The sequence below is a fragment of the Catenulispora subtropica genome, from assembly GCF_039531675.1.
Classification (GTDB): Bacteria; Actinomycetota; Actinomycetes; order Streptomycetales; family Catenulisporaceae; genus Catenulispora; species Catenulispora subtropica.
The window spans coordinates 51,243-75,772 of record NZ_BAAAQM010000053.1; the positions used below are offsets into that span (position 1 = coordinate 51,243).

Sequence of the window (24,530 nt, forward strand, 5' to 3'; positions counted from 1 at the left end):
GCTGTGGAAAGAAAAAGTAAAGCCGCGCACTCAGGGATCTCCCGATGGAAGGGGCGAAGAGGCGTGGGGGCGAGCAGGATGAGTCGTTGGAGCCGACGGCCCGTTGTGAAACCGGGTGGGGGAGCGAATGCGATCACTGTGGCGGACCGTGCGACGGCACTTCCGGCCGTGGCACCTCGCGGTGCCGATCCTCGCGGTGACGATGGTGGCGGGCTACCTGGCTTCCCACCCCGCGCCCCGGTACCGGTCCGAGATCGTGCTCTCGGTGCAGGCTCCTGAATCCGAGCTCGCCAAAGCGGACAATCCGAACCCCTACGCCGACGTGAAGGGCTCGTTGGCCGCGACCGCGGCGCTGGTGGCCCAGGGGCTGTCCAGCGATTCGAGCGCCGCCGAGCTGCACGCGCGCGGGATGGCGGCGGGATACCAGCTGACGCCCCGGAACAGCGGAACGGTGCAGGAACCGTATTACTGGCTTCCTCGCCTCGACATCACGGCGGACGGCCCGACCGTACCCGCCGCGATGAACTCCCTGAAGATCCTGACGGCGGCCATGCAGGACAGCTTGGTCAGCCTCCAGGACCGGGCCGGCGTGAACCCGGCGGACCGGGTGACGACGAAGATCATCGTGCCGCAGTCGACGGTCCCGATCCCCGTCCGCAAGAGCCGGGCCTTGGCGGGCGTCGCGGTGCTGGGCGGCGGATCGGCCTGGCTGATACCGACTTGGGTGCGCAACGTGGGACGGAGAAGGGCGCTGCGGCGCGACGGGGAGTGACCCGTCTGCGCTCAGGCGAACAATTCGTCCAAAGCCCGCTCCACGGCTGCCGTCGTCGGCACCGGGCATTGGAAATCAGTAGCCCGCATCACGGCGAGGAAGTCGGGTTCCGGGGCGTACCCGTACTCGGACACGTAGTAGGTCAGGGCATCGTTCCAAACCCACGTGCCATCGGTCCGGAAGTTCATCGGCACGACTTCCCCGCGGGCCGGATCGACGAAGTCGGGTTCCGTGGCGGTGGTCGCGAGCAAGGGGGCACCGGCTGTCAGGTAGGACAGCACTTCTGTGCGCGCCGTGGGTTCCAGGCGCGGGTGGTCGGGGGTGTAGAACGGCGTGCCGTCGACGGCGCCGTCAAAGACCTTGGCGATGCGGATCACCATGGGGCTCCTTCCATTTCGACATCGGAGTCTTCCTCGAAGTCGCCACTGAAGATGCCGGGGACCGGGACGCCGTACATGTTGAGGGCCTCGTACCAGTCCTCGATGGGCATGTCCTCGTCCTCGATGTCCTCGATGTCCTCGACGAGGTCCTCGATCGCCGATCGCTCGTCGTCGCTGAGCATGTCCTCGTCATCCGAGCTTTGGACGGAGTATTCCGTATCGGTGTCCGAGTCGCTGTCGGCGTCCTTGCTGGGCGCCGTTTCCAGGAGTCCGTCGGTGAACGTGGTTCCGTCGTGCTTGGTGGCGAGCTGGTGGACCAGCGCGGCGAAGTCCTCCGCCTTGACGCTGTCGGTCAAGCCCCGGAAGGCGCCGCCGGAGGCCCAGGCCGGACCGATGGAGAACTCACCGTCGGCGTTCAGGACCTTCAGGTCCACCAGTCGCGTGGCGCAGACCGCGCAGGGGCGCTTGACGCCGGCCACCTGGAGCGTGGCGGGGTCCGTGCCCTTGGCCTTGACGTGGCCCGCGATACGGATCTCGGCGTGGGTTCCGTTCTTGTCGTGGAGTACCACGGTGATGCCGTTCTTCAAAGCCTCGACGAAGCGCTTCTGGGTCTGTGCACGCGCGGAGTGCGGATCGGCGACCGTCTCCGTCAGCTTGACCGAGTGGCGGACCATGCGCTCGCGATACTGCAGGTCGCCGAGGTTCTTGCCGCCGATCTTCCGCACCAGGCCGCGGATGTCCTTCTCGATCGCGGTCCGCTGCTTGGACGTCGTCGCCTCGCGGTGCCGGCGCCGCAGTTCCACGATCTGCTTGCGGGTGGTGTTCCACTCCTTCAGCGAGTCGGGGAACAGATCCTGCAGTGCCCTCCGGGTCTGTTCGACCGTGCGGTCGGTCGGGTCGCCGTTGAGCAGGGATTCCAAGCGGATCCCTGCCTTGTCGACGTTGGCGCTGATATAGAGGTGGCCGTCCTCGGTCAGCCCGGCCTGGACCTCGTGCGGCTCCAGGCCCTCGCGCTCCAGCCGGTTCATGGCGGCTGAGGCGAGCCACCGCAGGGCCTGGCGGTCGCGCTGGGTCGCGTAGCTCCTGGCCGGGTGGACCTGGGAGGCCGCGATCTGCCCGCTGAGCAGGTTGTCTCCGCGGTAGTCGGCGCCCTTCGGCAGGTAGTAGACGTCGGTGCGGCCGCCGCCCTTCAGCTTCCAGCCGAGTTCCTCCAGCTTCTTGCCGACCTTGTCTGCGTACTCCTGTTCCGCCTTGGCGATCTCGGCGGCTGTTCGAGCGACGGAGTCGAACGCCGCGTGGGCCGCGCGCGCCGCCCGGACCGCCTTCTCCGGGCTCAGGCCCGGCGGGATCCGGCTGAGCAGCTCGACGTCCGGATGGTCGACGCCGGACAGGACCGCCTGCCGTCCGAGGCGCTGGATCTCCTCGGGCGTCATGGTCTCGGCGAGGTGCTGGAGGCGGGCCAGGTCGTCTTCGCTGAAGGACCGCAAGGTGTCCAGCGCCGCTTCGTCGATGCCGTCACCGGCGTGCAGGTCGGCCGTGTCGACGCGGGGTCCGGTGCCCTCGTGCGGGGAGAAGACGTGCCAGCTGCCGGTGATCGCCTTCACCGGGCGGACGGTGCCGTCCTCGGCGTAGTGGTGGCCGGTGACGAACGTGTCGCCGCGATGCGAGACCCACAGCTTGTCGGTCGGCGCCTTGACCTCGACGCCGAGGCGGTGGGCCAGCTGCTGGGCGAAGCCCCGGGGGTCGCGTCCGGTGTCGCAGGAGGCCAGCCGGATCGGCGAGCGCGTGCGCTGCCAGTGCGGGTCCGCCTCGATGATGCGGGCGAGCTGTTCCACGGTCAGGCGGCGGTCGCCGAGGTGGACGCCGTCCGGGCCGCCGTGCGCGTCCACGGTGAAGTATCCGTGCTCCTCCGGCAGGGCGCGGCTGGTGGATTCCAGCTCACCGGCGCGCGGGTGCTCCGGGTCGCGGAGCAGGAGGTGGTTCGGCTTGTTGGGGAAGGTCTTGACGACGTGCTCGGCGAGTGCGGTGAGCTCGTCGTCGTGGAACGGCTCGCGGTCGCCGTGGGCGCCGCCGCCCCGGGCGAACGGGGTCGTGACCGGGTCCGGGTAATCGCCGGGCAGCTGGTCGCGCAGGTGCTGTTCCAGCTCGTCCAGCGAGAGCGCGGGATCGAGGTGGTCCAGGCCGAGGATCTGGCCGACGGTCGCGGCCACGGCGGCGCGGTCGATCTCGGCCCGATCCTGACCGAGACCCCTGATGATGTCGTCCCTCATGTCGCCGAGGTATTCGACGGGGATCCCGATCTCCGCCGCCTTGTCCTCCAGCGCCTTGTCGATGTCCGCCGCGGACAACCGCGATGGCCCGGTGCTGCCGAAGTCCGTCAGCACGGCTCGCTGGTGGCCGCCGACCTCGGACACCAGGACGTTCTTCGGGTTGATGTCGTTGTGGCTGAGGTCCATCGCGTGCATGGCGCGGACCGCGCTGATGAGGTCGCGGGCCATCCGGGCACGTTCGGCCAGGGGGAGCGCGGTGAGCCCGCCGTCGGCCATCAGGCGCTCCAGCGAGGTGTCGGCGAGGTCGAGGACCAGGCGGTGCCGACCGGTGGCGTCGTCGTCGACGTGGCCACGGTACTTGGCGAAGTTGCCGTCCGGGTGGCGATCGTCGATCTTGATCAGGTTGCTGATCTCGTTGCGGAAGTCGGCGAGGCCCTCGGCGGTGGGCTGCTTGACGGCGTAGCCACGGCCCTCGTGCTCGGTGCGGAACACCTCGCCCATGGCGCCGCGTGCGAACCGTTGGCTGACCGGCAGGTCGCCGATGCTCTCGGGGGTCAGCCGATGCGGGGGTGGGAACTCGCCGCGGCTGACCACGCCGGACGGCGTGGCGGAGGTTTCGCGGGCGCGGGCGTCTTCGTCCTGGAAGTGGTCCGGGAACAGGCGCCGCAGGTGGGTCTTCAGCTCGGCCGGCGTCAGGTGCTCCGGCGTGGCGTGGCCTTGGAAGAAGTCCTCGGCGGGGCCGTCGAGATGCCGATGATCCGCCGCGGTGAGCCAGTTGTCCCGGTGGTCGCCGGTCAGGATGTTGTAGACGGTCTTGAACAGATCCCGGCGGTCCTGGCCGATCATCGCGGCGTCGGGTTCGTGGCTCGCGGCGCCGAAGTCGGCCAGGACGGAGCGCACGCCGGTGCCGGGCCGCCGGTCGTGGAGCGTGTTCTTGAGTCCGATGTCGCCGTGCGTCCAGTTCGCCTGGTGCAGGGCGTGGACCGTGTCGATCAGGTCCACCGCGAGTTTCGTGCGTTCCCGCGGGGTGAGACCGGTGAGGAAGCCGGGGTCGTTGAGGGCGCCGTCGGCCTTGCGCAGCACGACGACGGGCCCGACGACCGTGGACCGGCCGGCCTCGCCGCGCTCGACCGGGATCTCCGCCGGTCCGGTATGCAGCAGCTCCACGATCTTCGCGCCCGGTAGCGGTGGGTTGTGCAGCTCGCGCAGGGCGTGCGCCTCGTTCCGCAGCGCGGGGACGCCGGCCGGGGTCGGCACTTTCACCACGAAGCGGTTGTCGACGTCGGTGACGATGCTTCCCTCGGCGCCGTGCTTGATGGTCGCGCCCCACTCCACCAGATGTGGCTGGACGAGGCTGCCGGGTTCGGCGAGTACGCGGTCGTGCAGCTGGCGGATCTGGTCCGGCGGCAGACCGCGTGCGGCGGCAGCGGCGCGGACGTGCTCGGCGGTCACCTGATGCCACAACAGCTGCGGGTCCAGTTCGGTGCCGAGGCGGGCCAGGACCTCGGTGGCGCGCAGAGGGAGGTCCGTCGGGTTGGCGGACCAGTCGCCGTAGAGGGCGTGCACACCGTCGCCGAAGCCTGGGAAGCCGTGCTCGGGCTCGATGGCGAAGTCGCCGAAGGCGCCCTCGTGGAACTTGATCTCGTAAGGATCGGCGTCCGGATGGTGCACTGAGACGAAGTCGGATCCGGCCATCAGCCGCGCTCCGGCCTCGGAGACCTGGGCGACGCCCTCGTGCCGCTCTCCGAGCCGGCGGCCGATCTGGTCGACGTTGCCGCCGTCGTGCGCGACGTCCATGCCGACCATGTCGCGCGTGAGGGTCATGCGGAGCATGACCTTGTCGGGGCGGTCCCGGTAGATCGCCGCGCTGTCGTGCGTCGGGCTGGTGTAGAGGCCGCGGCCGAGCTGCATCCAGCCGGGCCGGTTCCGCGCCTCGACGGCACCGTTCAGGTGCGCGAGCGCGGTGCGGATGTCGACCGCGCGGTAGATCGTGGTGCCGGCCGGGATGACACGGACGCTGACACCGTGCTCGGCGAACGGCGCGATGAGCGAAGCGACGGAGTCGTGGGTCGGCACCGGCGGATGCTCGGTCCGGAACGCGTGGACAGCCTGCAACGCGTGATCGCGCGACAGCAGACCGGGGACACGCTCGAGCAACGCCGTGTCGGCGTGGCCCGGCGAGAGGGCGGCGCGGAGGGACAGCTCTTGGAACTCTTCGGCCGTGCGGGCGCGGGCCAGGTTTTCGAGCTCGGTGAGCTGGTCAGGGGTCAGCGACGACAGCGCCTGCCGGGTCGCGTCGTCGAGCGGTGGTGGTTCGGGCTGGTCGACAGGCTGCTCGTGTTGGTCGACAGGCGGTTCGGGCTGGTCGACAGGCGGTTGGTGTTGGTCGACAGGCGGTTCGGGCTGGTCGACGGGCCGCTCGTGCTGGTCGTGCTGGTCGTGCTGGTCGTGCCCATTTTGCGGTCGCTCGTTCTGTTGCTGCTCATGCTGCTGCTCATGTGGCTGTGGCTGTGGCTGCGGCTCGGGCGCCTCGCCGCGTGCCGTCCGCAGCGCCCCGTCCGAGATCCCCAGCTCCCGGGCGCCGGCCTCGTCCACGTGCACCAGCACGTCGACCGTCGTGTGCTTCGGCGCCCCGCGGCCGAAGTCCAGCGTCAGCTCCACCGGCACGTGCACCGCGTACAGCGCCCCGGGCTGGCGGTCCCAGCGCGGCCGGGTCTCGGCGCTCTGCGTGTGGGTGGTCTTCTCCCGCTGCTCGCCGGCGTGGCCGACGCCGAACCGGCCGCCGACGGTCACGCCGGTCGGGGTGACGCCGGAGACCGAGACCTGGCCCTTGGTGTCCTTCTTGGTGCTGGTGGCGTGCTCGGTCGTCGAGGCCACCTCGCGGTGGCTGAACGACTCGCGTTCGGCGCCGGCCTTGAGATACGCGATGCTCTTCGGCGCGTTCAGCTTCCCCTCGATCCGGACGCCGTGCTTCGTCGTCAGCGTCCGGCCGCCGAGGTCCGCGCCGTGGAACTCGGCGCCGCCGGGCTTGAGTATGTCGTGCAGAGAGCTGGTGAACGTGCCCTTGGAGAACACCTTCGCGTCCGGTGGGGCGTGCCGTTCCCGGCTGCCGCCGAACTCGCGGAACAGGTCGGTGACCTTCTCCTGACCGTGCCAGTCCAGGGGGACCGCGTCGTCGGCCAAGGCGCCGTGCTCGCCGGTCGGCTCCAGTTTGAGCGTCTTCGGCTCGAAGACCCGGAGTTCGGCGACGTAGCTGCCGCCGACCGACTTCCGCAGCGCCTCCGGCGGGCGGTCGCCGAAGTGCAGGTTCCACAACGGGTGCGAGATCCGGGTGACGGTGTACTTGTACTCGACGTCCTGGCGGTACTCGTCCATGGACTCGCCGGAGAAGCGCAGGCCCTCGCTCTCGACGTCACGCCGGGCGCGGGTCTCCACGTCGCCCCGCGTCGCCGACCGGCTGTGCGTGCCGGAGAGGCTCAACACCGGGGTTTCGATCCCGGCGGTCGCGGCGCCGGTCGTGGTCTTCGACGTGCCGCCGCGCTCGTTCGAGGTCTTCGACGCCGCGTTGTACATCTTGGCGCCGCCGGTGGCGTTGGTGCTGTGCAGCACCGGGCGTCCGACCGGTTCGGCCTGGATCCGCAGTTCGTACCGGCCGCCGCTCTCGGTGACGATCGGGTGGGTCAGCCCGCCGTCGCTCAGCTTCCTGATCTGCGAGGCCAGCGTCGGGGTCTGCAACAGGTCGCGCACCTGCTCGTCCAGGTCGCGGTCGCCGAACGCCTCCCGGGCCTTGGCCGCCGCCTCCAGCCCGAGCCCGCCGTCCGGGTGTGCGCCGACCGGGCCGAACAGCATCCCGGCCTCCAGGGCGGGCGACGGCTCGCCCCGCCCCGGCCCGGTGAAGCCCTCGAAGACGTGGTCGGCGCCGTCGACCGGGAAGTCGAAGTGCTCCAGACGGCCGTGCAGTTCGGTCAGCGGCACCAGCACGAGCGTCTCGCCGGTGGTTTCGACGGGACGGCCGTCCACACCGGTGACCCGGTGCCGCACCTCCGTGCGCACCAGCGCCATCGGCACCGTCTTGGCGGTCATCAACCGCGTGCTGCTCTCGCCGCCGCCCGTGTTCGAGCCCCGCGCCGTGTCGCGTGAGTGGCTGACCGTGGCCCCGCCTGCCAGCCCGGACCCGCTCCCGCCGCCGAACCCGGAGCCGCCCTTGCCGGAGCGCGTCTCCAGATCGTGGTCGACCGCGGTCCCGGCCTCGCCGTGGCTCTCGACGTAGACCTCGATCTTCCGCAGTACCTGCGGGCGTCCGGTCGGGGTGACGTCCCAGTGCACGCCCGGCGCCACCCGCACCCCGCCGCCGGCCAGCAGTGGCAGCTGCGCGGCGAAGCGGCCGGTGCCGAACGCGTCGGCCAGCGCCGGGTTGTGCTTCGCGACCTCGGCGCGCAGCTTGTCCAGCCCGCCGCCGGTGACCGCCATGTGGATCGGCGTCTTGATCAGCGGCGAGTGCTCCCGGGCCGGGAGCGGCCGCAGCGCCGGCAGGTGGTCGAGACCGGAGGCGGTCTTGACCAGGTCCGACGACACCCACAGGTGCAGGCCGCCGGCCACCGAGCCCTCCAGCGGGTGTTCGTCGCTCTCCAGCTTCCAGTGCAGCCGGCCCTTGACGTCGAACAGCTCGCTGCCGCTGTTGCTGCGCGTGTACTGCCGCGTGCCGCCGGAGACCGTCGAGCGCGCGGCCTTCGTCTCGCGGCCGGTGAGCACGGCCTTGAACAACCCGTTGTTCTTGCCCACGCCGAGCGAGCCCTCGAAGGACAGGTCCTGCTGCCGGGTGCTGCGCAGCCGTGTGGCCTGTGACGCCTGGTGGACCGAGATGGGCATCAGCTTCGGATCGGTGCCCAGCGACGTGGCGTGGCCGGCGTCCAGATCGCGTACCGCCAGCCGCAGCGGCACGTCCCGGCCGCCGATCCGCAGCGGCACCGTCACGCCCTCGCCGGTCAGCGCGTCGGCGCGCTGGCCCAGAGCCGGACCGGCCACCGCGGCGACGATCCGCCGCCAGTTCCGGTGCGCGTCGTCCTCGCCGTGCAGGAAAGAGCCCGTCGGGTCGTCGTGGAACAGCTTCGCGAGATCCTGCGACGCCTCCTCGGGGAGATGGGCGCTCAGCTTGGCGGTCAGGTCCTTGTAGAGCCCGTCGAGGTTCGAGATCTCCTTCACCTGGCCGAGCGGCAGGCCGTCCGGTGTCACCAGGCGCGGGTCCAGCTTGCCCGCGTCCTCCTCCGCCGCCGGCCGCCGCGGGCCGGCGCCGTCCTCCGCGACCAGGCGGGCGTGGTCGGCCGTGCGCAGGCGGATCCAGGCCGGCGCCCCGTCCGCGCTGAACGTGCGCGGGGCCTTGCCGTCGACCGCCACGTGCAGGTCGACCTTCGACACCAGCCGGTACGAGGCGTTCTCGTCTTCGGCCCGGACCGTCCGGGTCACCGTGTACGCCGACTCCAGACTCGACGTCTCGGTTCGCGTGCTGTTGCCGCTCACCCCGAGGCCCGCGTTGGTCTTCCCGTCCGGCGCCTTCACCGAACCGGTCAGGCTGCTCGGCAGCCCGCCGCCCCGGCCGGTGCTGACGCCCTGCTTCACGGTGTGCCGCGTGACCGTGTCCATCTTCAACCCGGCCCGTGAGGCGCTCACCTGCGCCAGGGTCTCGGCCTCGGCGTGCGCGCCGAGGCTGATCGCGACCCGCCGGCCGTCGCGGCCGGTGGCCTGGATCTCGGTGGTCAGCCCGGCCCTGCGGAGCGGATCGGCGCTGTGCAGGTCGGCGATGTTGTGCGGCGAGGCCAGGTCGCTGAAGTACGCGTCGACGTCGCCGCGCGCCTTCTCGTCGAGGGTCAGCCCGCTGTCGTGCAGCAGCTGCAGGAAGTCCCGCTTCAGCGGGTCGCCGTAGCCGGTGCGCTCGCCGAGCAGCAGGTCGATCGACGAGTCGTCGAGGGCCTTGGTGAGCTTCTTCGGCGCGCTGTCGAAACCCTCGGTGGCCGTCAGGTGGTCCTGGATCCGCAGCTCGACGGTGTGCGGCGGGTCGCCGGCCCGCGGCACGTCCTGGGCCCAGTGCCCGGTGGCCGGGTCGGTGACCTCGATGTGGACCTCGGCCGCGAGGGTGTGGCGGTGCGTGCCGTCGGACGGGTCGAGGTAGATGTCGCCGCCGTAGGACTCCGACGACGTCACCTCCCGGCTGCGGATCCGCGAGGTGCCGATGTTCGCGCCGACGCTGCCCGGCCCGTATCCGGTCTTCAGCCCGGCGTCCACGGTGAGCGTGCGGCTCGTGCCGTGCGCGCCGCCGCCGTCGTCGCCGGTGCGGAAGAACCGGCTCTCGTTCTTGGCCTTGCCGCCGGACTCCTCGACCGCCTCCGGGGCGCTCTTGAGCAGGGCCTTGAGATGGACGTCGTAGGCGTGGCCGTCGCGGGTCACCCGCAGCGTCAGCCCGCCGTCGACCATCGCGCCGAAGCCCTCGCGCAGCTCGGTCGGCAGCCCGACCTCGAACCGCAGCGGTCCGCGGCCGGGGATCAGGGCCCGCAGCCGCGAGGCGAGGTGCTCGTGGCCGCCGAAGCCGGTGGCGGTGAACAAGCCCGGCAGCTTGGCCGCGAGGTCGCGTCCGCGCGTCGTGTCCGCGGGCGGCACGTCGTGTCCCAGCGGCGGTCGCGGCGTGCTCGGACCGTGCAGCCGATCGCGGATCGGGGCGGCGAGGAAGTCCGGGTTCTGACGCCGGGTGTCGCCGGAGCCGGCGGCGTGCAGCAGCCGGTGGAACGGGTCCGACGGCGCACCGGTCTCGCCGCGGAGCGGCCGCAGGCGGGACCCCAGGTCGCGGTAGAAGGCGTCCGGATCGGCCTGGCCGCGCCGGTCGTAGGAGGAGTGGGCGAGTTTGGCGACCTGGACCGCCCGTCGCATGTCCCGGACGGTGGCGGCGTCCGGGCGGGCCGGGACGTGGGTGCCGAACGCCCGGTAATAGAGCAGTGCGGCGTCGCGTTCGATGACGTGCCGGTCCGCCCAGGGGGCGTGGAGCTCGTACCGGACCTGCGACCACGGCTCGCGGACGAAATCGCCGGGATCGTGGAGCAGTGCGGCGTCCAGCGAGCTCAGGCTGCCTTCCTTGCGGGCGCGCGTCGCGGCGGCGGCGAGGGTCGCGATGCCGCTGTTCAGCTCGTGGTCCGGGCCGAGCAGCTGGTGGACCAGGTCCCGGAAGTCGGAGAGCCGCGGTTCGCGGCGTGGATCCCGGCCGGTGGGGAACTTGGCGAACTGGACGGCCGACAGCTTCTTGATCGCCTCGACGGGGACGTGGCCGCCGAGGGCGTCCGACAACGTGCGAGCCTCCGCGTCGGACACCTCGGTGCGCGGCGGCGACGGTGGCGGCGGCGAGGTCTTGGGATGCTGGACGGTCTGGTCCGGGATGCGGTGCGCCATGGCCGAAGCCGACAGCGGCTTGCCGGGATGCGCGGCGCGGAAGGCGTCGACGTCGGTGCTCAGACGGCGCACCCACGCGATCGGCGCCTCGTCCGCGGCCTGGCGGTGGCCGAGCTGGCGGCCCAGATGCTCCAAGTCCTCGAAGCGGATCGGCCGTTCCAGCGCGGCGGAGTGCGCGGGCAGCACCTCGCGGTGCGTCTCGACGGCCTTCCACAGGGCTTTGAGCTCGGCGAGATGCGCGCCGGGCGGGAAGAAGTCGGGCTTGAAACCGATGTCCTCGGCGACGGTGAGGACGTCGACGAGGGTCCGGACCTCGTGCGCCGTGGGCGGCCGGGAAGTGTAGGTGCGGGACTGGATGCGGTCGACGAGTTCCCGCGCGGACTGGTCGACCGTCTTGCCGTTCAGATGCGAGCTCTGGATCAGCTCGCTGACTGGCCGCTCGCCGGTCTTGGCGTACTCCGCCCGGGTGCGCCTGGCGTGTTCGTCGACCGGGCCCACCGTGCTCGGCGCACCGTGCCCGGAGTCTTCCGGCCGGGCGTACGCCGAGCTCCTGGGCGAGATGATCGCGGGCTGTTCGTCCCGGCCGCCGTGCTGGGCGCGGATCCGTGAGCCGGTGAGGACGTGCAGAGCCTGGTTCACCTCGGAGCCCGGCGGCGCGTAGCGGAACATCCACTGGACCGTGTCCGGTGTCAGGACCTTGTCGAGGGCGTCGCGGGCGCTCTCGGACACCTGGAACGCCTTCTCGCTGGTGCCGCCGGTCTGGCCCATCAGATGGCGCCAGTCGTCGATGATCTTTCGGGCGACCGGGTCGCGTCCGGCCAGGGCGTCGCCGAAGGGGCCGGCGACGGCGCGGCTCAGGACGGTCAGCGCCGGTTTGCGGCCGAGGTACTCGTAGGAGGTGTCGAGCCGCACCGGGTTCGGCCGCACCGTGCCGTCGGGGTTCCTGGTGTGGGGCGTGAAGACCCGGTAGGCGCCGTCCACTTCCTTGACGGGCCGCATCGTGCCGTCGGGCCGGTAGACCAGCGTGGAGGCGTAGGGCTTGCCGTGGACGGTGCCCCACACGACCGTGTTCGGGGCCTTGACCTCGACCCCGAGGTGGTCCGCGAGCTGTTGGGCGAAGCCGTGGTCGTGCTCGCCGGTGTTGCAGGCGATCATCCGGATCGGACGCGGGTCGTCCGCCCACTCCGGTGTGTGGCGCAGCAGGTTGGCCACGTCCGCGGCGGACAGGTGAGCCTTGCCGACGTGCACCTTGTCCGGTGACCCGTGCAGGGTGACGGTGAAGTGGCCGGGGTCCGGCCGCATGGTCGTCGCCGAGGGCCGGACCCGCATGTCGTGTGGCGAGCGGGGGTCGCGGATCCACATGCCACTGCCGTCGGAACGCATCTCGACGTACTCGGCCCGGAACTCGGCCGCCTCCGCATGGTGGTTGAAGGCGGGCTGATCCCGGCGCTCGACCTCGATGTCCGGGCCGAAGCGGCGCAGCTCGTCGGACAGCCGCCGGTGGAACCGCGAGCCCTGCACGGCGATCCGGACGTTGTCCGGCTGGATGTGCGAGATGTTGATGTGCAGCTGCTTGAGCAGGTGGTACCGCTGGGGGAACTCGGTGGCGTGGCCGGCGTGGTGGATCAGGTCCCGGTAGCGGGCCGGCGGCAGGTGCTGGACCAGCGGGCCGAGTTCGTCGAACTGCCGCAGGGTTTCCCGCGCGTCCTCGCGCCACCACTTGAGGGTCGCCGGCGGCTCCGGGAAGCGCGCTCCGAAGTGCTGGTCCTCCTGCTGCGTGCGCGCGACGTGCCGGGTCAGATCCCTGATGCTGACGCGGCCGGTCACCGGGCTCACCTCGTGGAGGTGGTCGGTCAGGTTCCGGAGCCACTCGTGCGGCGAGTCCCCGGCGCCGAGCCGGGGGTGCGCGGTGGCGAGCCGGGTCCGGAAGCCGGCGAGGTCGGCGACCGTCAGGGGGCGTTCGGAGGAGGCGTTCCCGTGCTGGCGGCGATACAGTCCGACGGCCTTCCACAGGCCGCGTCGCTGTTCCGGGGTCAGGTCCTGATGGAGTTCGTCGCGAAGCTCCCGCTCCAGGGACAGTGTGTCCACCGCGCGGTCCCAGCGTTTCGTGAGGTCCTTGGCGCCGGGGGCGCGCCTGCGCGCCGGCTGCGGGCTCAGGTCGTTGGCGACCTTGTCGGGATCCGTGCCGTCCGGGACGGCGCGCGAGTACTCGGAGTGCCGCCGGTACGCGTCCGGGCCGCGGGTGCCGCGGCGGCCGAAGGTCCCGGCGTCGGCGAGCAGGGTTTGCAGGTGGGCGTCGTGATCGTAGTCGCCGTCGGCGCCGAAGCGCTGCTCCACTACGTCGCGTAGTGCCTTGGCCGTCCACAACGGGTCCCGGCGGCTGTCGCCGGGAGAAGCGGCGTGCAGAAGGTCCAGGATCTTCGCGGCCTGACGCGTCCGGTCCGACTCGAACATGTCGGGGTCGCCGAACAGCAGCTGGTGGACGCGGGAGATGTCCTGGCCACGCTCCTGGCCGACCCGCTGGAGGCCGGCCTTGGTCAGGTCCTCGGCGAGGTACCGGGGATCGCGGGGGGTGAAGGTGTTCCCGACCGAGCTGTGGATCGTGGCTTCCGGGAACAACCCGCTGTCGTGAAGGTAGTCCTTGACGAAGCGCGGGATCGACTGGTTCTTGATGCCGCGTCCCGCGCCTAGCATGATGCGGCCGGAGACCACGATGTCAGGCCGGGGGTACTTCGCCTTCGGCCACGTCTCGTGCATCGTGTGCAGGACGGCGTGCCAGATGTGCTCCCGGTCCTCGGGAGCCGCCTTGCCGATGATGTCGGCGACCGCGGGCAGGTGCAGGACGCCTTCGCGGTTGACCGCTTCCCGGTGCAGGACCGTCACCGCCGCCTTGACCGCCTCCGCCGGGGGAGTGTGCGGCTGCGGGTGGTCCGAGAGCCAGCTCGCCTCGGAACCGGCCTCGATGTGGTCCTTGGTGATGGTCCGGAACCAGGTGCGGTTCTCGCCGTTGAACTTCGTGGCCAGCTTGTCGTAGTACCAGGAGGTCGGACCACTGCGGTTGATGACCTCGGTGCGCAGGTCGCGGTTGTCGAGCCGGGAGGTCTCGAAGTTCGGTCGGCGTTCCTCGTATCGTTCCGGCCTGCCCTGCGCGGCGCGCTCGGTGAGCAGCTGGCGCAGAGGCGTGGCGTATCGGTCCTTCAGGTTCTCGCGGTACTCGTGCACGATCGCGTTGCGCGGCGGGGCGATGAAGGCCGAGTTGTTGACGGAGCCGTTCAGGCTGGAGATGGCGAACTGGTGGTGCTGGGTGTCCTGCTCGGTCTCGTGCAGGAAGCGCACGAGGTCGGCGGTCGCGTGGTTGTCGCCGTCGGTGTAGACGCCGCCGAACCGGTGCAGGATGTCGATCCGCAGCAGGTCGCTGGCGCCGGCGTAGCCGGTCCCGGTGGTGCGGGCACGTTCGGTGGCGATCTGGGCGTGCAGTTCGGCCCTGTCGCTGCCGGCGAACACCTCGTCGACGTTGGCTAGGCGGACGTCGTGCCGTCCGGCCCAGTCCAGCATCTCCCGGATCTGGGTCTGGCGCGGGGTGGGCACGGCGTCCGGGGCGAGCGTGCGGACCTGGTCGATCTCGTGCCGGGGGACGTCGGTCCACAGCACCGCCGTGAGACCGGTCCGGTCCGCGTTCGACCCCATGACCTCCATGAAGTTGTGCCGGTCGCCGTGGTCGTCGTGCAGCGGCCCGCCGAGCCAGATGCTGTGCAGGACGCGGGGGATCGTTGTCGGTGTCTGCCCGTGGGCCGAACCGGTGAACAGGTTCGGGAGGTCCCATGCGGGGCCGTCGGGGCGCGCCATGTCGACGGCGTCGAAGAACCTGGCGACGTTTTCCGGGGGCAGGTCGTCGAAATGCAGGTTTCTGAGGAAGTGCGGCTTGTCCGGGACGGCGCGGACGTTCATCACGTCCGGGCCGAGGACGTCCTCGAAGCCGTCGTGGGCGGGAGCGGGGGTGCCGTGGCCGCGCCCGGCCTGCTGCATCAGCGTGGCGACGTCGGGCGTCGGGTCGTGTGGTGTGGTCGGTCGGGGAGTGGTGGGGAGGCCGCCGCTGCGGTCCCTGGTGGCCGGGTCGGTCTGGTCGGCCCGGTTGCGGGCGCCGCCGGCGAGGCGGTGCAGGGCGTTGTCCGGGGTGCCGTCCGATGCGCGGTGCACCGCGCCGTGGCCGCCCCGAGAAGAGACCGGGACACGGCGTTGCGGAGTGAGACCCTTGAACTTCGCCGGTGACGTCGACTCGGGGTGCAGTGCGCGGTAGTGGTTGCGGCCGTCGCCGGTGTCGACCCGATGCACGTAGACGCGTTTGGGGGCGTCGCCGTTGAGGTGGAACGCCGGCTTGTCGCTGACCACCACCACGTCCAGTCCCAAGGTGTGCGCGACGGCCTGGAGCATCTCGCCGCCGAGCGGGGTCTCGGCCAGGGTGCGCTCGCGGATGGCGTAGTCGAGCAGGTCGCGGTGCTGCGGGACGCCGCCGCCGTTCTCCACCTTGGCCTTGGCGTAGGCCGCGAGTTGCGCCATGCCCTTGTCGCCGGTCGCCGCGTAGTGGTCTTCGAGGGCTGACAGAACTCTCCTGGGGTCCTGCTCCAGACGCTTGGTCAACTCGGCGACCGGGTCCTTGGCCGTGGGCCGCGAAACGGCCAGGTCCAGGGCGTCTATGTGAGAGCTCGAAGACGCTTTGGGCGGACCGTGCTCGTCGATCTTGCCGAGGAGTTCGCGGGCGCCCTTCGGGCCGAGCTCGCCGAGCAGAACCGGGGATCCGCCGCGGGTGTCGGTGCTGCGCGCGGCCACTTCGTCGGCGAGGCGGTTGCGGTACTCGCGCAGGTCTGCGCCATCGGGATGCGACAGGTCCAGGCCCTCGGCGTGCAGGCTCTTCTTCGACACGCCCTGGCTCAGCGCGGAGTCGGCGAGGGAGGAGATGGTGCAGTCGCCGTCGCCGAGGACCTCGCGGGAGACGAACTTCTCGCCACCGGAGCCCAGGGAGATCTTCGCGACCGGCGGCACGCCGCCGACGACCGTCTCGCCGACGGCCTGGCGCGGATCGTAGACCGGGCCGAGGTGTTCCTCGGTGCCGTCGGCGCGGATCACGCGGAAGCCGCTGCCGCCGTCGGAGCCGGGGACGCGGATCGAGCCGTTCGGGCCGTTCTCGACGGCGCCGTGCGGGACGACGACGTCCACGCCCTTGTCCTTGGCCAGCGCCCGGATGCCCTCGAGGTCGCTCGGGGGAGTGTGTTCGAGGACGACGACCTGCGGCTTCGGCGCGCCCTCGGGGTGGTCCTCGAGGAGCTTGTCGATGACCGGGCCGAGACGCTTCGGGAGCGGCGGGGTGCCCTCAGGGTGGGTGACGTTGGGGTCGCCGTAGTAGACGTTCTTCGTTCCGTCGCCGGAGCCGGGCTGGCGGCGGACGTTGAAGGAGAAGTCGTTGGTGCCCGTCTTGTCGGTCGTGTAGGCGCCGTTCGGGCGGATCCACGTGTCGCCGGTGTGGAAGTCCTCGGACATGTGGAATGTGTCGAACGGCTTGATTTTGACGCCGCCGCCGGTGCGGGCCAGGCCGCCGAACAGCATGCCGATCCCGGCACCCTCCAGCAGGCTCTTGCCGTCGATCGGCTCGCCGTTGATCCCCGCCATGATCAGCGAGGTGACGGTGTTGTTGGCGGCTTGGGTCCCCATGTTGACCCACTTGGGAGGCGCCCAGATCAGCTTGTCGGCGTCCTTGACCCCGGCCTCGGAGGTCTTGAAGTACTTCGGGGCGCCCTTCATGATGACGCCGGTCAGCAGACCGTCGACGGCGCCGCCGATCGCGCCCATCTCGACGGTGTTCAGCGCCAGCTTGCCGTCGAAACCGGACCGGTCGTGCTTGATCAGGATCTGGTAGCCCTGCACGGCGAGGTCGCCGGCCTCCATCATCGCCGTGTTGGTGACGACCTTCTCGACCATCTGGCCCAGCAGCTTGGGCACCGTGGTGCGGACCGCCGCGATGCCGGCCTCGGCCACCGCCATCGAGGCGCCGAAGGTCTCCGGGGCGGCGGCGATGGCGTCGATGATCATCGGCGCCATGATCGCCATGTTGATGACGGCGGTGCCCTTGCTGTACTCGGCCTGCAGCGCCGCGGCGTGGATCTCCTCGGCCATCACGCGCGCGCCGTCGCCCATCCCGGGCAGGCCGTCGCCGACCACCTCGCGCATGCTGCCGGTGAACTGCGTCATCGCCGGCCCGGACCCGGAGAGGTTCGCCGCCCGGACGCTCTCGGTGATGCCCTCGTTGACCGTCTGGATCCTGTCGTACATGCCGCCGACGCCGGCCCCGAACGCCGCGATCTTGTCCTCGTCGGCGTCCGGCCAGTCGGAGCCGGTCAGCTTGAACAGCCAGCGCAGCGGCTCGGGGAGGTCGATGCCCATGTCAGGGCTTGTGCGGGGCGGGGTGCGGGTCGCCGGTGTGGGGCGGCGTGGACGGCGGCAGGTGGGGTCCGCCGGTGCCGGGGCCGAGCCCCGATCCCGTCCCGGTCACGCCGCGCAGCGCCGCGTCGTCGGTGGCCCGGTAGTCGGCGGCCATCTTGCGCATGCCCTCGCTGATGCCCAGGACCCCCTCCTTGGCGCCCTTCACACTGTCGCCGAGGGCCCGCACGTGCGTCAGATAGTTGATACGGAACGCCTCGCTGAACGCGTCGTGCCCGATGCCGATGTCACCGGCGAGCAGCCCGTAGATGTCGTCGTGCACGGACGCCATGACGAAGGTGTGGTCGGCGAAGACCTTGCCGTGTTTCTCGAGGTCGTCCGGATCGGCCTGGATCGGCTCGCTCACGACGGCCCCCCGCGCAGGAACTCGGAGATGTCGAACGTCCCCGCCACGATGTCGTCGAACGGCAGCGCCGCCCCCTCCCGCACCGGCGCCATGACCTCCGCCACCTGTGCGGCGTACTCGGCGCGCGCCGCCGCGACGGTGTCCAGCACCAGCCGCGACAGCTCGGCCGGCGCCATCTCGCGGTAGCCGGTGGTGTGGAACGTCAGCTCGGTCAGCACCCCGCCGGGCCCCAGCCCCACCGACAGCGACCGGTCCCGCGACCGCGTGCTGACCGCCAGATCGGCGACCTTGCGCTGCGCGTCCGCGATCACCGCCATCCGGCGCTCCGAGTCGGCGACGAGCGCCGCGAGCTTCGCCCGGTCGAAGGCCAGGGACGGATGCCCCGGGTCGACGCGGCGCGTGCTGTCGGAAGCGCCGCTCACCGTCGGCCTCCGGGATCGGGCGTCGAGCCGAGCACGCCGCCGAGCGCGTCGCTGGTGGCGCCCCAGACTTCCTCGTCCTCGGTGAGCCAGGTGTTGCGTTCGCGTTCCTTGTTCTGGCCCTGCCCGCCGGCGCCCATGCCGCCCATGCCGCCCATCGGCATGCCCATGCCGCCCATGCCGCCTTCGGCCATGCGGGCCTCCTCGGCCGCGGTCTTGGCGGCGAGGTCGCCTTCGGCGGTGTTGAGGGCGCGCGGGTCCAGGGCGATGCCGTCGCTGCCGAAGGCGCCCTTGGACGTGCCGCCGCCCACGCCGCCTCCGGCGCCCCCGGAGCCGAACGCGCCGGAGCCGCCGCCGAAGCCGAAGCTCTTCGGCGCGGACGGGTCGCCGCCCTTCAGAGGGTTGCGGACGCCGGTGAGCTCGGTCTGCGGGGTGCGGATCCCGGACAGGGTGCTGTTCGGCGGCGGGGTGAAGCCGCCGCCGGTCCCGAATGTGCCGGTGCCGCCGTGACTGAACGGGTCGCCGGTGCCGAAGTTCCCGGTGCCGCCGGTGCCGCCGCCGAGCTTCCCGGTTCCGAAGTTCCCGCTTCCGAAGTTCCCGGTGCCGCCGCCGAGGTTGCCGCCGCTGAAGTTCCCGGTCCCGCCCTTGCCGCCGCCGAGGTCGCCCCCGCCGCCGCTGAAGTTCCCGGTGCCGCCTCCGCCGCCTCCGCCGCCCAGCTTCTTCATCAGGTTGTTGAGGTCGTCGTTGTTGCCGCCGCCGCCCCCACCGCCGTCGTTGCCGCCGCCGCCTCCGCCGTTCCCGCCGCCGCCCGGGGGCGGCGTGTCGAAGTTCGGGTTCTTGTACGCGGCCTTGGAGATGTCGAAGAAAGTGGCCATGGCTACTCGTACAGCTTCTTCAGCTCCAGGTCGTAGACCTCGAGCATCTTGCGGCCGGCGTCGATCATCTTGCCGTCGAAGGACAGGTCGCCGGTGATGGTCACCGGGGTGTCGCGGTCGTGCGCTCCGCTGTCGTTGCCCGAGGTGTAGCTCGAGGACTGCCAGATGAAGGTCGCCGCGGCGTCGAAGGCCTCGTTCATGTGCGCGATGCGCAGCAGGCTGGTGTCGGCCGGCGGGTAGGTCATGATGTCCGCCAGGTCCCTCAGGTACTTGGTGAACGCGTCGATCACCTGCCCGAACGCCTTGGCGGCCGGGCCGCTCCAGTGGTTGTCGGTGATCTGCTTCTTCGCCGCGTCCACGTCGTCGGCGTAGTTGTGCAGCATCTGCTTGATGGACAGGATCGCGAAGTGCGCCGTCTCCATGTTCAGCGGATCGGCCCAGGTCCCGTCCTTCGGCGGCACGTAGCTGCCGTCCGCGCAGCCGCCGAAGATGGCGGTCGTCGCCTGGTTCCAGGTGTAGCCGGCGAAGCCCTTGCCGCCGGTCGGCGCGTCGGTGGCGTCGTGCATGGCCCCGGTGCCGGGCGGCGTCTTGCAGGTGACCGTGATGTTGTAGCTCGCCCCGGTCGTGGCCGACGGCGAGTTCACGGTGGTGGTCCTGGCCGGCGGCGGTGTGTCGTCGTCGTTGTCGTTGTCGTTGTTCGAGCCGTAGTCGTTGTCGCTGGGGCTGACCATTACTTGCCGCCTCCGTTCGACCCGTTGCCGCCCCCGTGGTTGAGGAGGTTCTGGATGGTGGAGTCGATGTTGTTCGCCAGGTCGCCGAGGTCCTTCTCGATGGCCTCGTCGCCCTTGTCGTAGTCGGCGGCGACGGCGTTCAGCTGCTCCGCGATCTTGGTCACCATCGTGTAGAGGTTCCCGCTGCTCATGTCGGTCTTGGTGCCGTCCTCGACGAATTTCAGATACAGAGCCCCGAGCTGCGTGTCGACCGCCTTCTTCAGTTCGCCCGCGCTCTTCAGGTACGGCGGGTAGCCGACCAGGACGCCGACCGCCGTACTGTCCGGCCCGGCCATCGACCCGGGGTCGCCGGACCGGCTCGCGTACAGGTCGTACCGCAGCGCGGCGCCCGGGTAGCCGGTGCCGGAGCAGTCCGTGAGCCAGGCCTTCGACAGGACGAACAGGCCGTTCGGGTCGGTCAGCGTGTCCTTGAGCCAGGTCGCCAGGGCCTTGATGGCTTCCGAGTTCGCCTTGACGGTGCCGATGCTCGGTCCCGTGATGGTGCTGTGGGCTTTCGGATCCCAGTTGTCGCCGGGCTCTGTGGTGGCCACACCCGCCTCCTTCTCCTGCTTAGTGGTCCGCGGGGGCGGGGCGTCAGATGTTCGTCCAGCGGTTCATCGCGGTGCGCTCGGTGCGCACGATGCTGTCCGTGATGTCGTTGAGCTTCACGCCGAAGTGCGACAGCAGTTCGTTCATCTTGTTCGCCGCGGTGTCCCAGTTCTTCTTCTGCTCCTCGTACGCGTCGCCGGCCGGGCCGGTCCACGTCGACTTCAGACGGTTGCCGTAGCTCTGGAGCTCGACGAGGCGGTCCTCGATGTTCTTGCTGGCGGTGGCCAGAGTGGTCACCAGGTTCGTCATGTTGTCGGTGTTGGCGACGAAGGCCATCGTGCTCTCCTAGCGGGTCGTTGCGGTGCGGCGGACGGGGTCGGACCGGATCACATGCCCAGCAGCGCCTTCTGCGCCGACGTGTAGTCGTCCGGGCCGCCGATGCTCTTGACGGCGTCCACCGCCCAGGCCTCGTTGTCGGCGTAGTCGCGGGCGCTGGCCCCCAGCACCTCGCGCATGGTCTCCAGGGCCTTGCAGATGTCGCCGAACTGGATGAGCCACTCCTCGAAGAGCTCGCGGTACTTGGTGGCCGCGTCGCTCTGCCACTCCAGCGCGTCGTGGTCGGCCCGCACCGGCGCGACGTAGGTGTTCAGGTCGTCCAGCGCGTTCGTGAACTCGCCGGCCGCCTTGAGCATGGCCTCGTGTTCGTGCTGGAGTGTGGGGTCTGCCATGGCCGGCTCCTCGGGATTCGCTGACGGTCGTCCCATAAATCCCAGCATTCGTTGATCAGCCGTAACAAGGTGGTCGGTCAGATGTTGAGCAAATGGTGAGGCGCACGCGAAAGTGTTGAGCCATGAGAGTTCTCCTGACCGGACTCGGCCGCCGCCGCAGCCGCACCCTCAGCGGCGGCCTGGCCATGCTGGGCTTCGACGTGCGCGAGTCCGACGCGGAGGTGGACCCGCCGGCCGCGGCCGACGTGGTGCTCCTGGACTGCGGCGTCATCGACGCCGAGGTGCTGGCGTACTGCCGCCGGCTGCGGCGGCAGACCCAGGCCCCGATCATCGCGGTGACGCAGCGCGTCGATCTGCACGCGTGGCTCCGCGGCCACGACGCGGGCATCGACGACTACGCCGTGCAGCCCTTCGGGCTGCAGGAACTGGCCGCGCGGCTGCGGCTGGCGGTGGCACCGGGCCGGGACCAGGCGGCCCAGCCGGCCGCCGGCGCGAACCAGGGGTCTGCGTCGTCCGCGTCGTCCGGGTCGTCTGCGTCGCCCGCGCCGGCGGCCCGGCTGGTGGCCGGTCCGCTGGTGATCGCCGAGGACGCGCGGAGGGTGACGGTCCACGGCACCCGGGTGGACCTGCGCCCGAAGGAGTACCAGTTGCTGGTCGCGCTGGTCCGGCGGCTGGGGCGGGTGGTGCCGCGCGAGGAACTCGTGGCGACGTTGTGGCCGGCCGGCTGGGACGGCGCCGAGCGTTCGCTGGAGGTCCACGTGGCGTCGCTGCGGTCGAAGATCGCGCTGCCCGGGATGATCTCCACGGTGCGCGGCGTCGGCTACCGCATGGTGACACCGGAGTCGTTCCATCGGCTGACGGCGGCCTGAGGCCCCGGCCCCGTTTCCTCCCGCGGTCTCAGCCGGTGCAGTGCAGCTTCGCGGCCGAGACGCCGTAACGCCAGTTGTCCGGGTAGTCGATGCCGTGGTCGAGCAGCCGGAGCTTCACCGACTTGCCGGCGATCGGGACCGTCCCGAGGGTGACCCACTGGCCGTGCGTGGTGTTCTGGTTGACGGTGAAGTTCGCCAGGACGGCCTCGTTCGTGTCGGCCAACTGGTATCCGGCGGCGGTGCCGCCGGTGTCGGTGGCCTTGCCGTCCCAGGGCACGTAGACACTGACGGTGCAGTTCGCGAAGCCGGCGGTGCCGCTCCCGAACCACCACAGGGCGCGGTTGTCGTGGTTCGTGCTGTCGCCGGACATCGGCATGGACTGCATCGAGCCGTTGCAGCCGTCGCCGGTCCATCCGCCGCTGGAGTTGCTGCCCCATCCCGAACCGCTGCCGCTGCCGAGAGACGAGTAGCCGGCGCCGGAAGGACTCGGGCAGCCCGGGCCGGTCAGCAGATCGACGGTCTTCTGGGGCGCGGAGGAGGACGCCGGGGAACTTCCGGGCGCCGAGGGCGGAGCGACCGACCCCGGGGCGGAACTGCCCGGGGCCGAAGGGCTGCGGGGCGACGCGCCCGGCGCGGAGGGGGCACTCGAGGGCGCCGAGCCGGAACTCGAACCGGTGGCGGACGGCGTGGCCGGCACCGACGGCGACGACGGCGACGACGGCGACGACGGTCCGGACGCCGAGCTGGACGTCGCGCCGGTGGCCGGGGCGACCGATTGCGAGGTCTGCCACACCCACGGCGAACTGGCGGTGTCCTGGCCGCCGCCCGCCACGGCGTCACCGGCGGCGGCCGCCAAGCCGGCCGGTGGAGCGTCGGACTTCGCCGCCGGCTTCCCGGAACCGCCACCGGCCGTCGCCGCGATCACTCCCACGGCCAGCACCACCGCGACCGCACCAGCGATCACCAGCGCTTTGGTCCGGCCGGAATCCTCGCCGTCATGGGCCATCCCGCTTCCTCCTTGGTAGCACAGGGCTGATCATGGCGCTGACACGGTAGCGGGCCTAGGTGTCCGGGCGGCTGCCGCCGTCAGAGCGGGGCCTTCCGGGAACAAGTTCAGCAGGGGCGGCGGAACCGTTGCCGGGGCGGCGGAGTAGCCGAGGCGGCCGAGGTCGTCCTTCGAGGCGATCGGGAAGCGCTGGCCCACGGCGGTCACCAGTTGCGGGATGCCACCGGCCGTCGACGTGGCGAGCGCGCCACAGCCGGGGCGGACCAGGACCCGGTCGGCATGACCGCCGGTCCCGCCGCCGGCCGCGTCGACCGGCGACCAGGTTCCGGCCGCGTCGACCGCCGCCGTCGTGACCGTCCGCAGCCGGTAGGCCGGCGCCGCCGCCGGATCCGCTCCCGGGGTCGCGGTCAGGCAGACCCCGCCGCTGCCGCCGGCCGGCGTCGGCAGCGGCGCCGGGAGGTCGCCGGCCAGCGGCGCGGTCACGCGATTCGCCTGCTTCGCCGCCACCAGCCGGGCCGGATCCAGCGGCTTCGGCGCCGCGGAACCGCCCGCGCGCAGCAGCGCTCCCTGGACCGGCGTGACCGGAGTCAGCCCTTGTGCGGTGACGACGTACTCGTAGCCACCGCTCGCGTCCTGATACGTGTACAGGTCCCCGACCGTGCCGAGATCCCCGGACGGCGTGCGCGCGCCGAGGTTCAGGGGCGCGAGGTCCGAGCCTGGAGGCACGGCGTTGAGCCACGGCGCCCCGACCGGCGTCGGTTGCGCGGCCGCCATCTGGAACGCCGACATCACCGCCAGCGGGTCCTTCAGCAGATGCCGGCGGCCGTTCCAGACCAGATAGCGGGCATCGCCGACGCCGACGTAGAGCACCTGGCCCGCGGCCACGTCGGTGCCCGCGACGTCCACGCCGAGCGCCGCGGAGACCCGCGCCTTGCCGTCCGCCCCCGGCGCCGAGCACACGGTCCAGGGGCCGGCGACCAGCGCCGCCGGATCCGGCAGGTCGGTCGGCGCGCCCGGGATCCCCACCGGCGCGCCGCGCGGCACGTCCTTCAGCGCCGACGCCGGAACCGTCCGCACCGCGTACTTCGGCAGGGCCAGGCGCGCCGAGGCCTGGTTCAGCACCTGGTGGAGCGCGCCGTCCGTGTAAAGGTACTGATTGTAAGTACCCTGTTCCACCACCACCGACTGGCCGTCCCGCCACGCCGAGCTGGTCTTCGGCGAGACCAGCCCCCAGGTCGCGGCGCCGCCGACGCCCAGCACCCCGAGCGCGGTCCCGAGGATCATCCCGGTCTTCAGCCGCTGGCCCGGCGGCTGCGCGGCCCCAGGCTCCCCGCCGACCAGCCCCGCGGCCAGGCGCCGCACCAGGAACCGGTGCGCCTGCAGCTGTTGCCGCCGCGTCGCCACGTCTCAGCCCCCCAGCCCGCGCGCCCAGCCGAACGTGCCCACCACGCCCAGGGCCAGCGGGACCAGGGCGGCCAGGACGAAGTACTCGGCGATGTCGGCGGCGCGCGCCGCGTACGGCGGGTCGTCGGTCTGTCGGCGCGGGCCCACCGCGGCCGCGCCCAGGCCCACCACCAGGGCGCCGGCGGCGACCGCGGCCGTGGTGGCCACGGCGTGGCCGAC

The 24,530-nt window shown here is 71.4% G+C and carries 13 protein-coding genes and 1 pseudogene; 2 read left to right on the forward strand and 12 right to left on the reverse strand.

Annotated features, from left to right (window positions below; all coding sequences use genetic code 11):
• Positions 1-127 precede the first annotated feature (127 nt).
• The gene (locus ABD466_RS34415) at positions 128-772 is read left to right on the forward strand and encodes a hypothetical protein (RefSeq protein ID WP_344661423.1); all 645 of its coding nucleotides are present in this window, start codon (positions 128-130) and stop codon (positions 770-772) included.
• Between the two features lie 11 nt (positions 773-783).
• On the opposite strand, the gene ABD466_RS34420 is transcribed toward ABD466_RS34415, so the two are convergent.
• From ABD466_RS34420 to ABD466_RS34460, 9 genes are read right to left on the reverse strand one after another with little or no spacing between them, the layout of a single operon-like run.
• Positions 784-1,152, reverse strand: coding sequence for a hypothetical protein (locus ABD466_RS34420; protein ID WP_344661424.1), 369 nt, complete (start codon positions 1,150-1,152; stop codon positions 784-786).
• Positions 1,146-17,288 carry a WXG100-like domain-containing protein gene (locus ABD466_RS34425; RefSeq protein WP_344661425.1) on the reverse strand — a complete coding sequence of 5,381 codons (16,143 nt, stop codon included), beginning with the start codon at positions 17,286-17,288 and terminating at the stop codon, positions 1,146-1,148. The genes ABD466_RS34420 and ABD466_RS34425 overlap by 7 nt, the downstream gene beginning before the upstream one ends.
• Position 17,289: 1 nt before the next feature.
• Positions 17,290-17,691, reverse strand: a complete 402-nt coding sequence (locus tag ABD466_RS34430; RefSeq protein WP_344661426.1) for a hypothetical protein — start codon at positions 17,689-17,691, stop codon at positions 17,290-17,292.
• Positions 17,688-18,113 (reverse strand): hypothetical protein, encoded by a 426-nt coding sequence (locus tag ABD466_RS34435; protein ID WP_344661427.1) that lies wholly within the window; start codon positions 18,111-18,113, stop codon positions 17,688-17,690. The genes ABD466_RS34430 and ABD466_RS34435 overlap by 4 nt, the downstream gene beginning before the upstream one ends.
• Positions 18,110-18,985: a hypothetical protein gene (locus ABD466_RS34440; protein WP_344661428.1), complete on the reverse strand. Its 876-nt coding sequence runs from the start codon at positions 18,983-18,985 to the stop codon at positions 18,110-18,112. The genes ABD466_RS34435 and ABD466_RS34440 overlap by 4 nt, the downstream gene beginning before the upstream one ends.
• Before the next feature lie 2 nt (positions 18,986-18,987).
• Positions 18,988-19,716 carry a hypothetical protein gene (locus ABD466_RS34445; RefSeq protein ID WP_344661429.1) on the reverse strand — a complete coding sequence of 243 codons (729 nt, stop codon included), beginning with the start codon at positions 19,714-19,716 and terminating at the stop codon, positions 18,988-18,990.
• On the reverse strand, positions 19,716-20,306 hold the full coding sequence (locus ABD466_RS34450; RefSeq protein WP_344661430.1) for a hypothetical protein: 591 nt from the start codon (positions 20,304-20,306) through the stop codon (positions 19,716-19,718). The genes ABD466_RS34445 and ABD466_RS34450 overlap by 1 nt, the downstream gene beginning before the upstream one ends.
• A gap of 43 nt (positions 20,307-20,349) precedes the next feature.
• On the reverse strand, positions 20,350-20,640 hold the full coding sequence (locus ABD466_RS34455) for a WXG100 family type VII secretion target (protein WP_344661431.1): 291 nt from the start codon (positions 20,638-20,640) through the stop codon (positions 20,350-20,352).
• Positions 20,641-20,690: 50 nt separating this feature from the next.
• Positions 20,691-21,032, reverse strand: coding sequence for a WXG100 family type VII secretion target (locus ABD466_RS34460; protein WP_344661432.1), 342 nt, complete (start codon positions 21,030-21,032; stop codon positions 20,691-20,693).
• Between the two features lie 122 nt (positions 21,033-21,154).
• On the opposite strand from ABD466_RS34460, the gene ABD466_RS34465 reads away from it, so the two are divergent.
• Positions 21,155-21,901, forward strand: coding sequence for a winged helix-turn-helix transcriptional regulator (locus ABD466_RS34465; protein ID WP_344661433.1), 747 nt, complete (start codon positions 21,155-21,157; stop codon positions 21,899-21,901).
• Between the two features lie 28 nt (positions 21,902-21,929).
• Here the strand turns inward: ABD466_RS34465 and ABD466_RS34470 are convergent, their stop codons facing one another.
• From ABD466_RS34470 to ABD466_RS34480, 3 genes and pseudogenes are all read right to left on the reverse strand, one after another.
• Entirely contained in the window at positions 21,930-22,907 is a 978-nt protein-coding gene (locus tag ABD466_RS34470) for a hypothetical protein (protein ID WP_344661434.1), read from the reverse strand.
• A gap of 30 nt (positions 22,908-22,937) precedes the next feature.
• On the reverse strand, positions 22,938-24,311 hold the full coding sequence (gene eccB, locus ABD466_RS34475; protein ID WP_344661435.1) for a type VII secretion protein EccB: 1,374 nt from the start codon (positions 24,309-24,311) through the stop codon (positions 22,938-22,940).
• 3 nt (positions 24,312-24,314) lie between these two features.
• A pseudogene (locus tag ABD466_RS34480) lies at positions 24,315-24,530 on the reverse strand (type VII secretion integral membrane protein EccD); the annotation flags it as partial.

What these genes read in the sequence shown, in the direction of transcription:
- ABD466_RS34415 (WP_344661423.1), top strand. Translation starts at nt 128, where the DNA reads ATGCGATCACTGTGGCGGACCGTGCGACGGCACTTCCGGCCGTGGCAC.
- ABD466_RS34420 (WP_344661424.1), bottom strand. Translation starts at nt 1,152, where the DNA reads ATGGTGATCCGCATCGCCAAGGTCTTTGACGGCGCCGTCGACGGCACG.
- ABD466_RS34425 (WP_344661425.1), bottom strand. Translation starts at nt 17,288, where the DNA reads ATGGGCATCGACCTCCCCGAGCCGCTGCGCTGGCTGTTCAAGCTGACC.
- ABD466_RS34440 (WP_344661428.1), bottom strand. Translation starts at nt 18,985, where the DNA reads ATGGCCACTTTCTTCGACATCTCCAAGGCCGCGTACAAGAACCCGAAC.
- ABD466_RS34445 (WP_344661429.1), bottom strand. Translation starts at nt 19,716, where the DNA reads ATGGTCAGCCCCAGCGACAACGACTACGGCTCGAACAACGACAACGAC.
- ABD466_RS34455 (WP_344661431.1), bottom strand. Translation starts at nt 20,640, where the DNA reads ATGGCCTTCGTCGCCAACACCGACAACATGACGAACCTGGTGACCACT.
- ABD466_RS34460 (WP_344661432.1), bottom strand. Translation starts at nt 21,032, where the DNA reads ATGGCAGACCCCACACTCCAGCACGAACACGAGGCCATGCTCAAGGCG.
- ABD466_RS34465 (WP_344661433.1), top strand. Translation starts at nt 21,155, where the DNA reads ATGAGAGTTCTCCTGACCGGACTCGGCCGCCGCCGCAGCCGCACCCTC.
- ABD466_RS34470 (WP_344661434.1), bottom strand. Translation starts at nt 22,907, where the DNA reads ATGGCCCATGACGGCGAGGATTCCGGCCGGACCAAAGCGCTGGTGATC.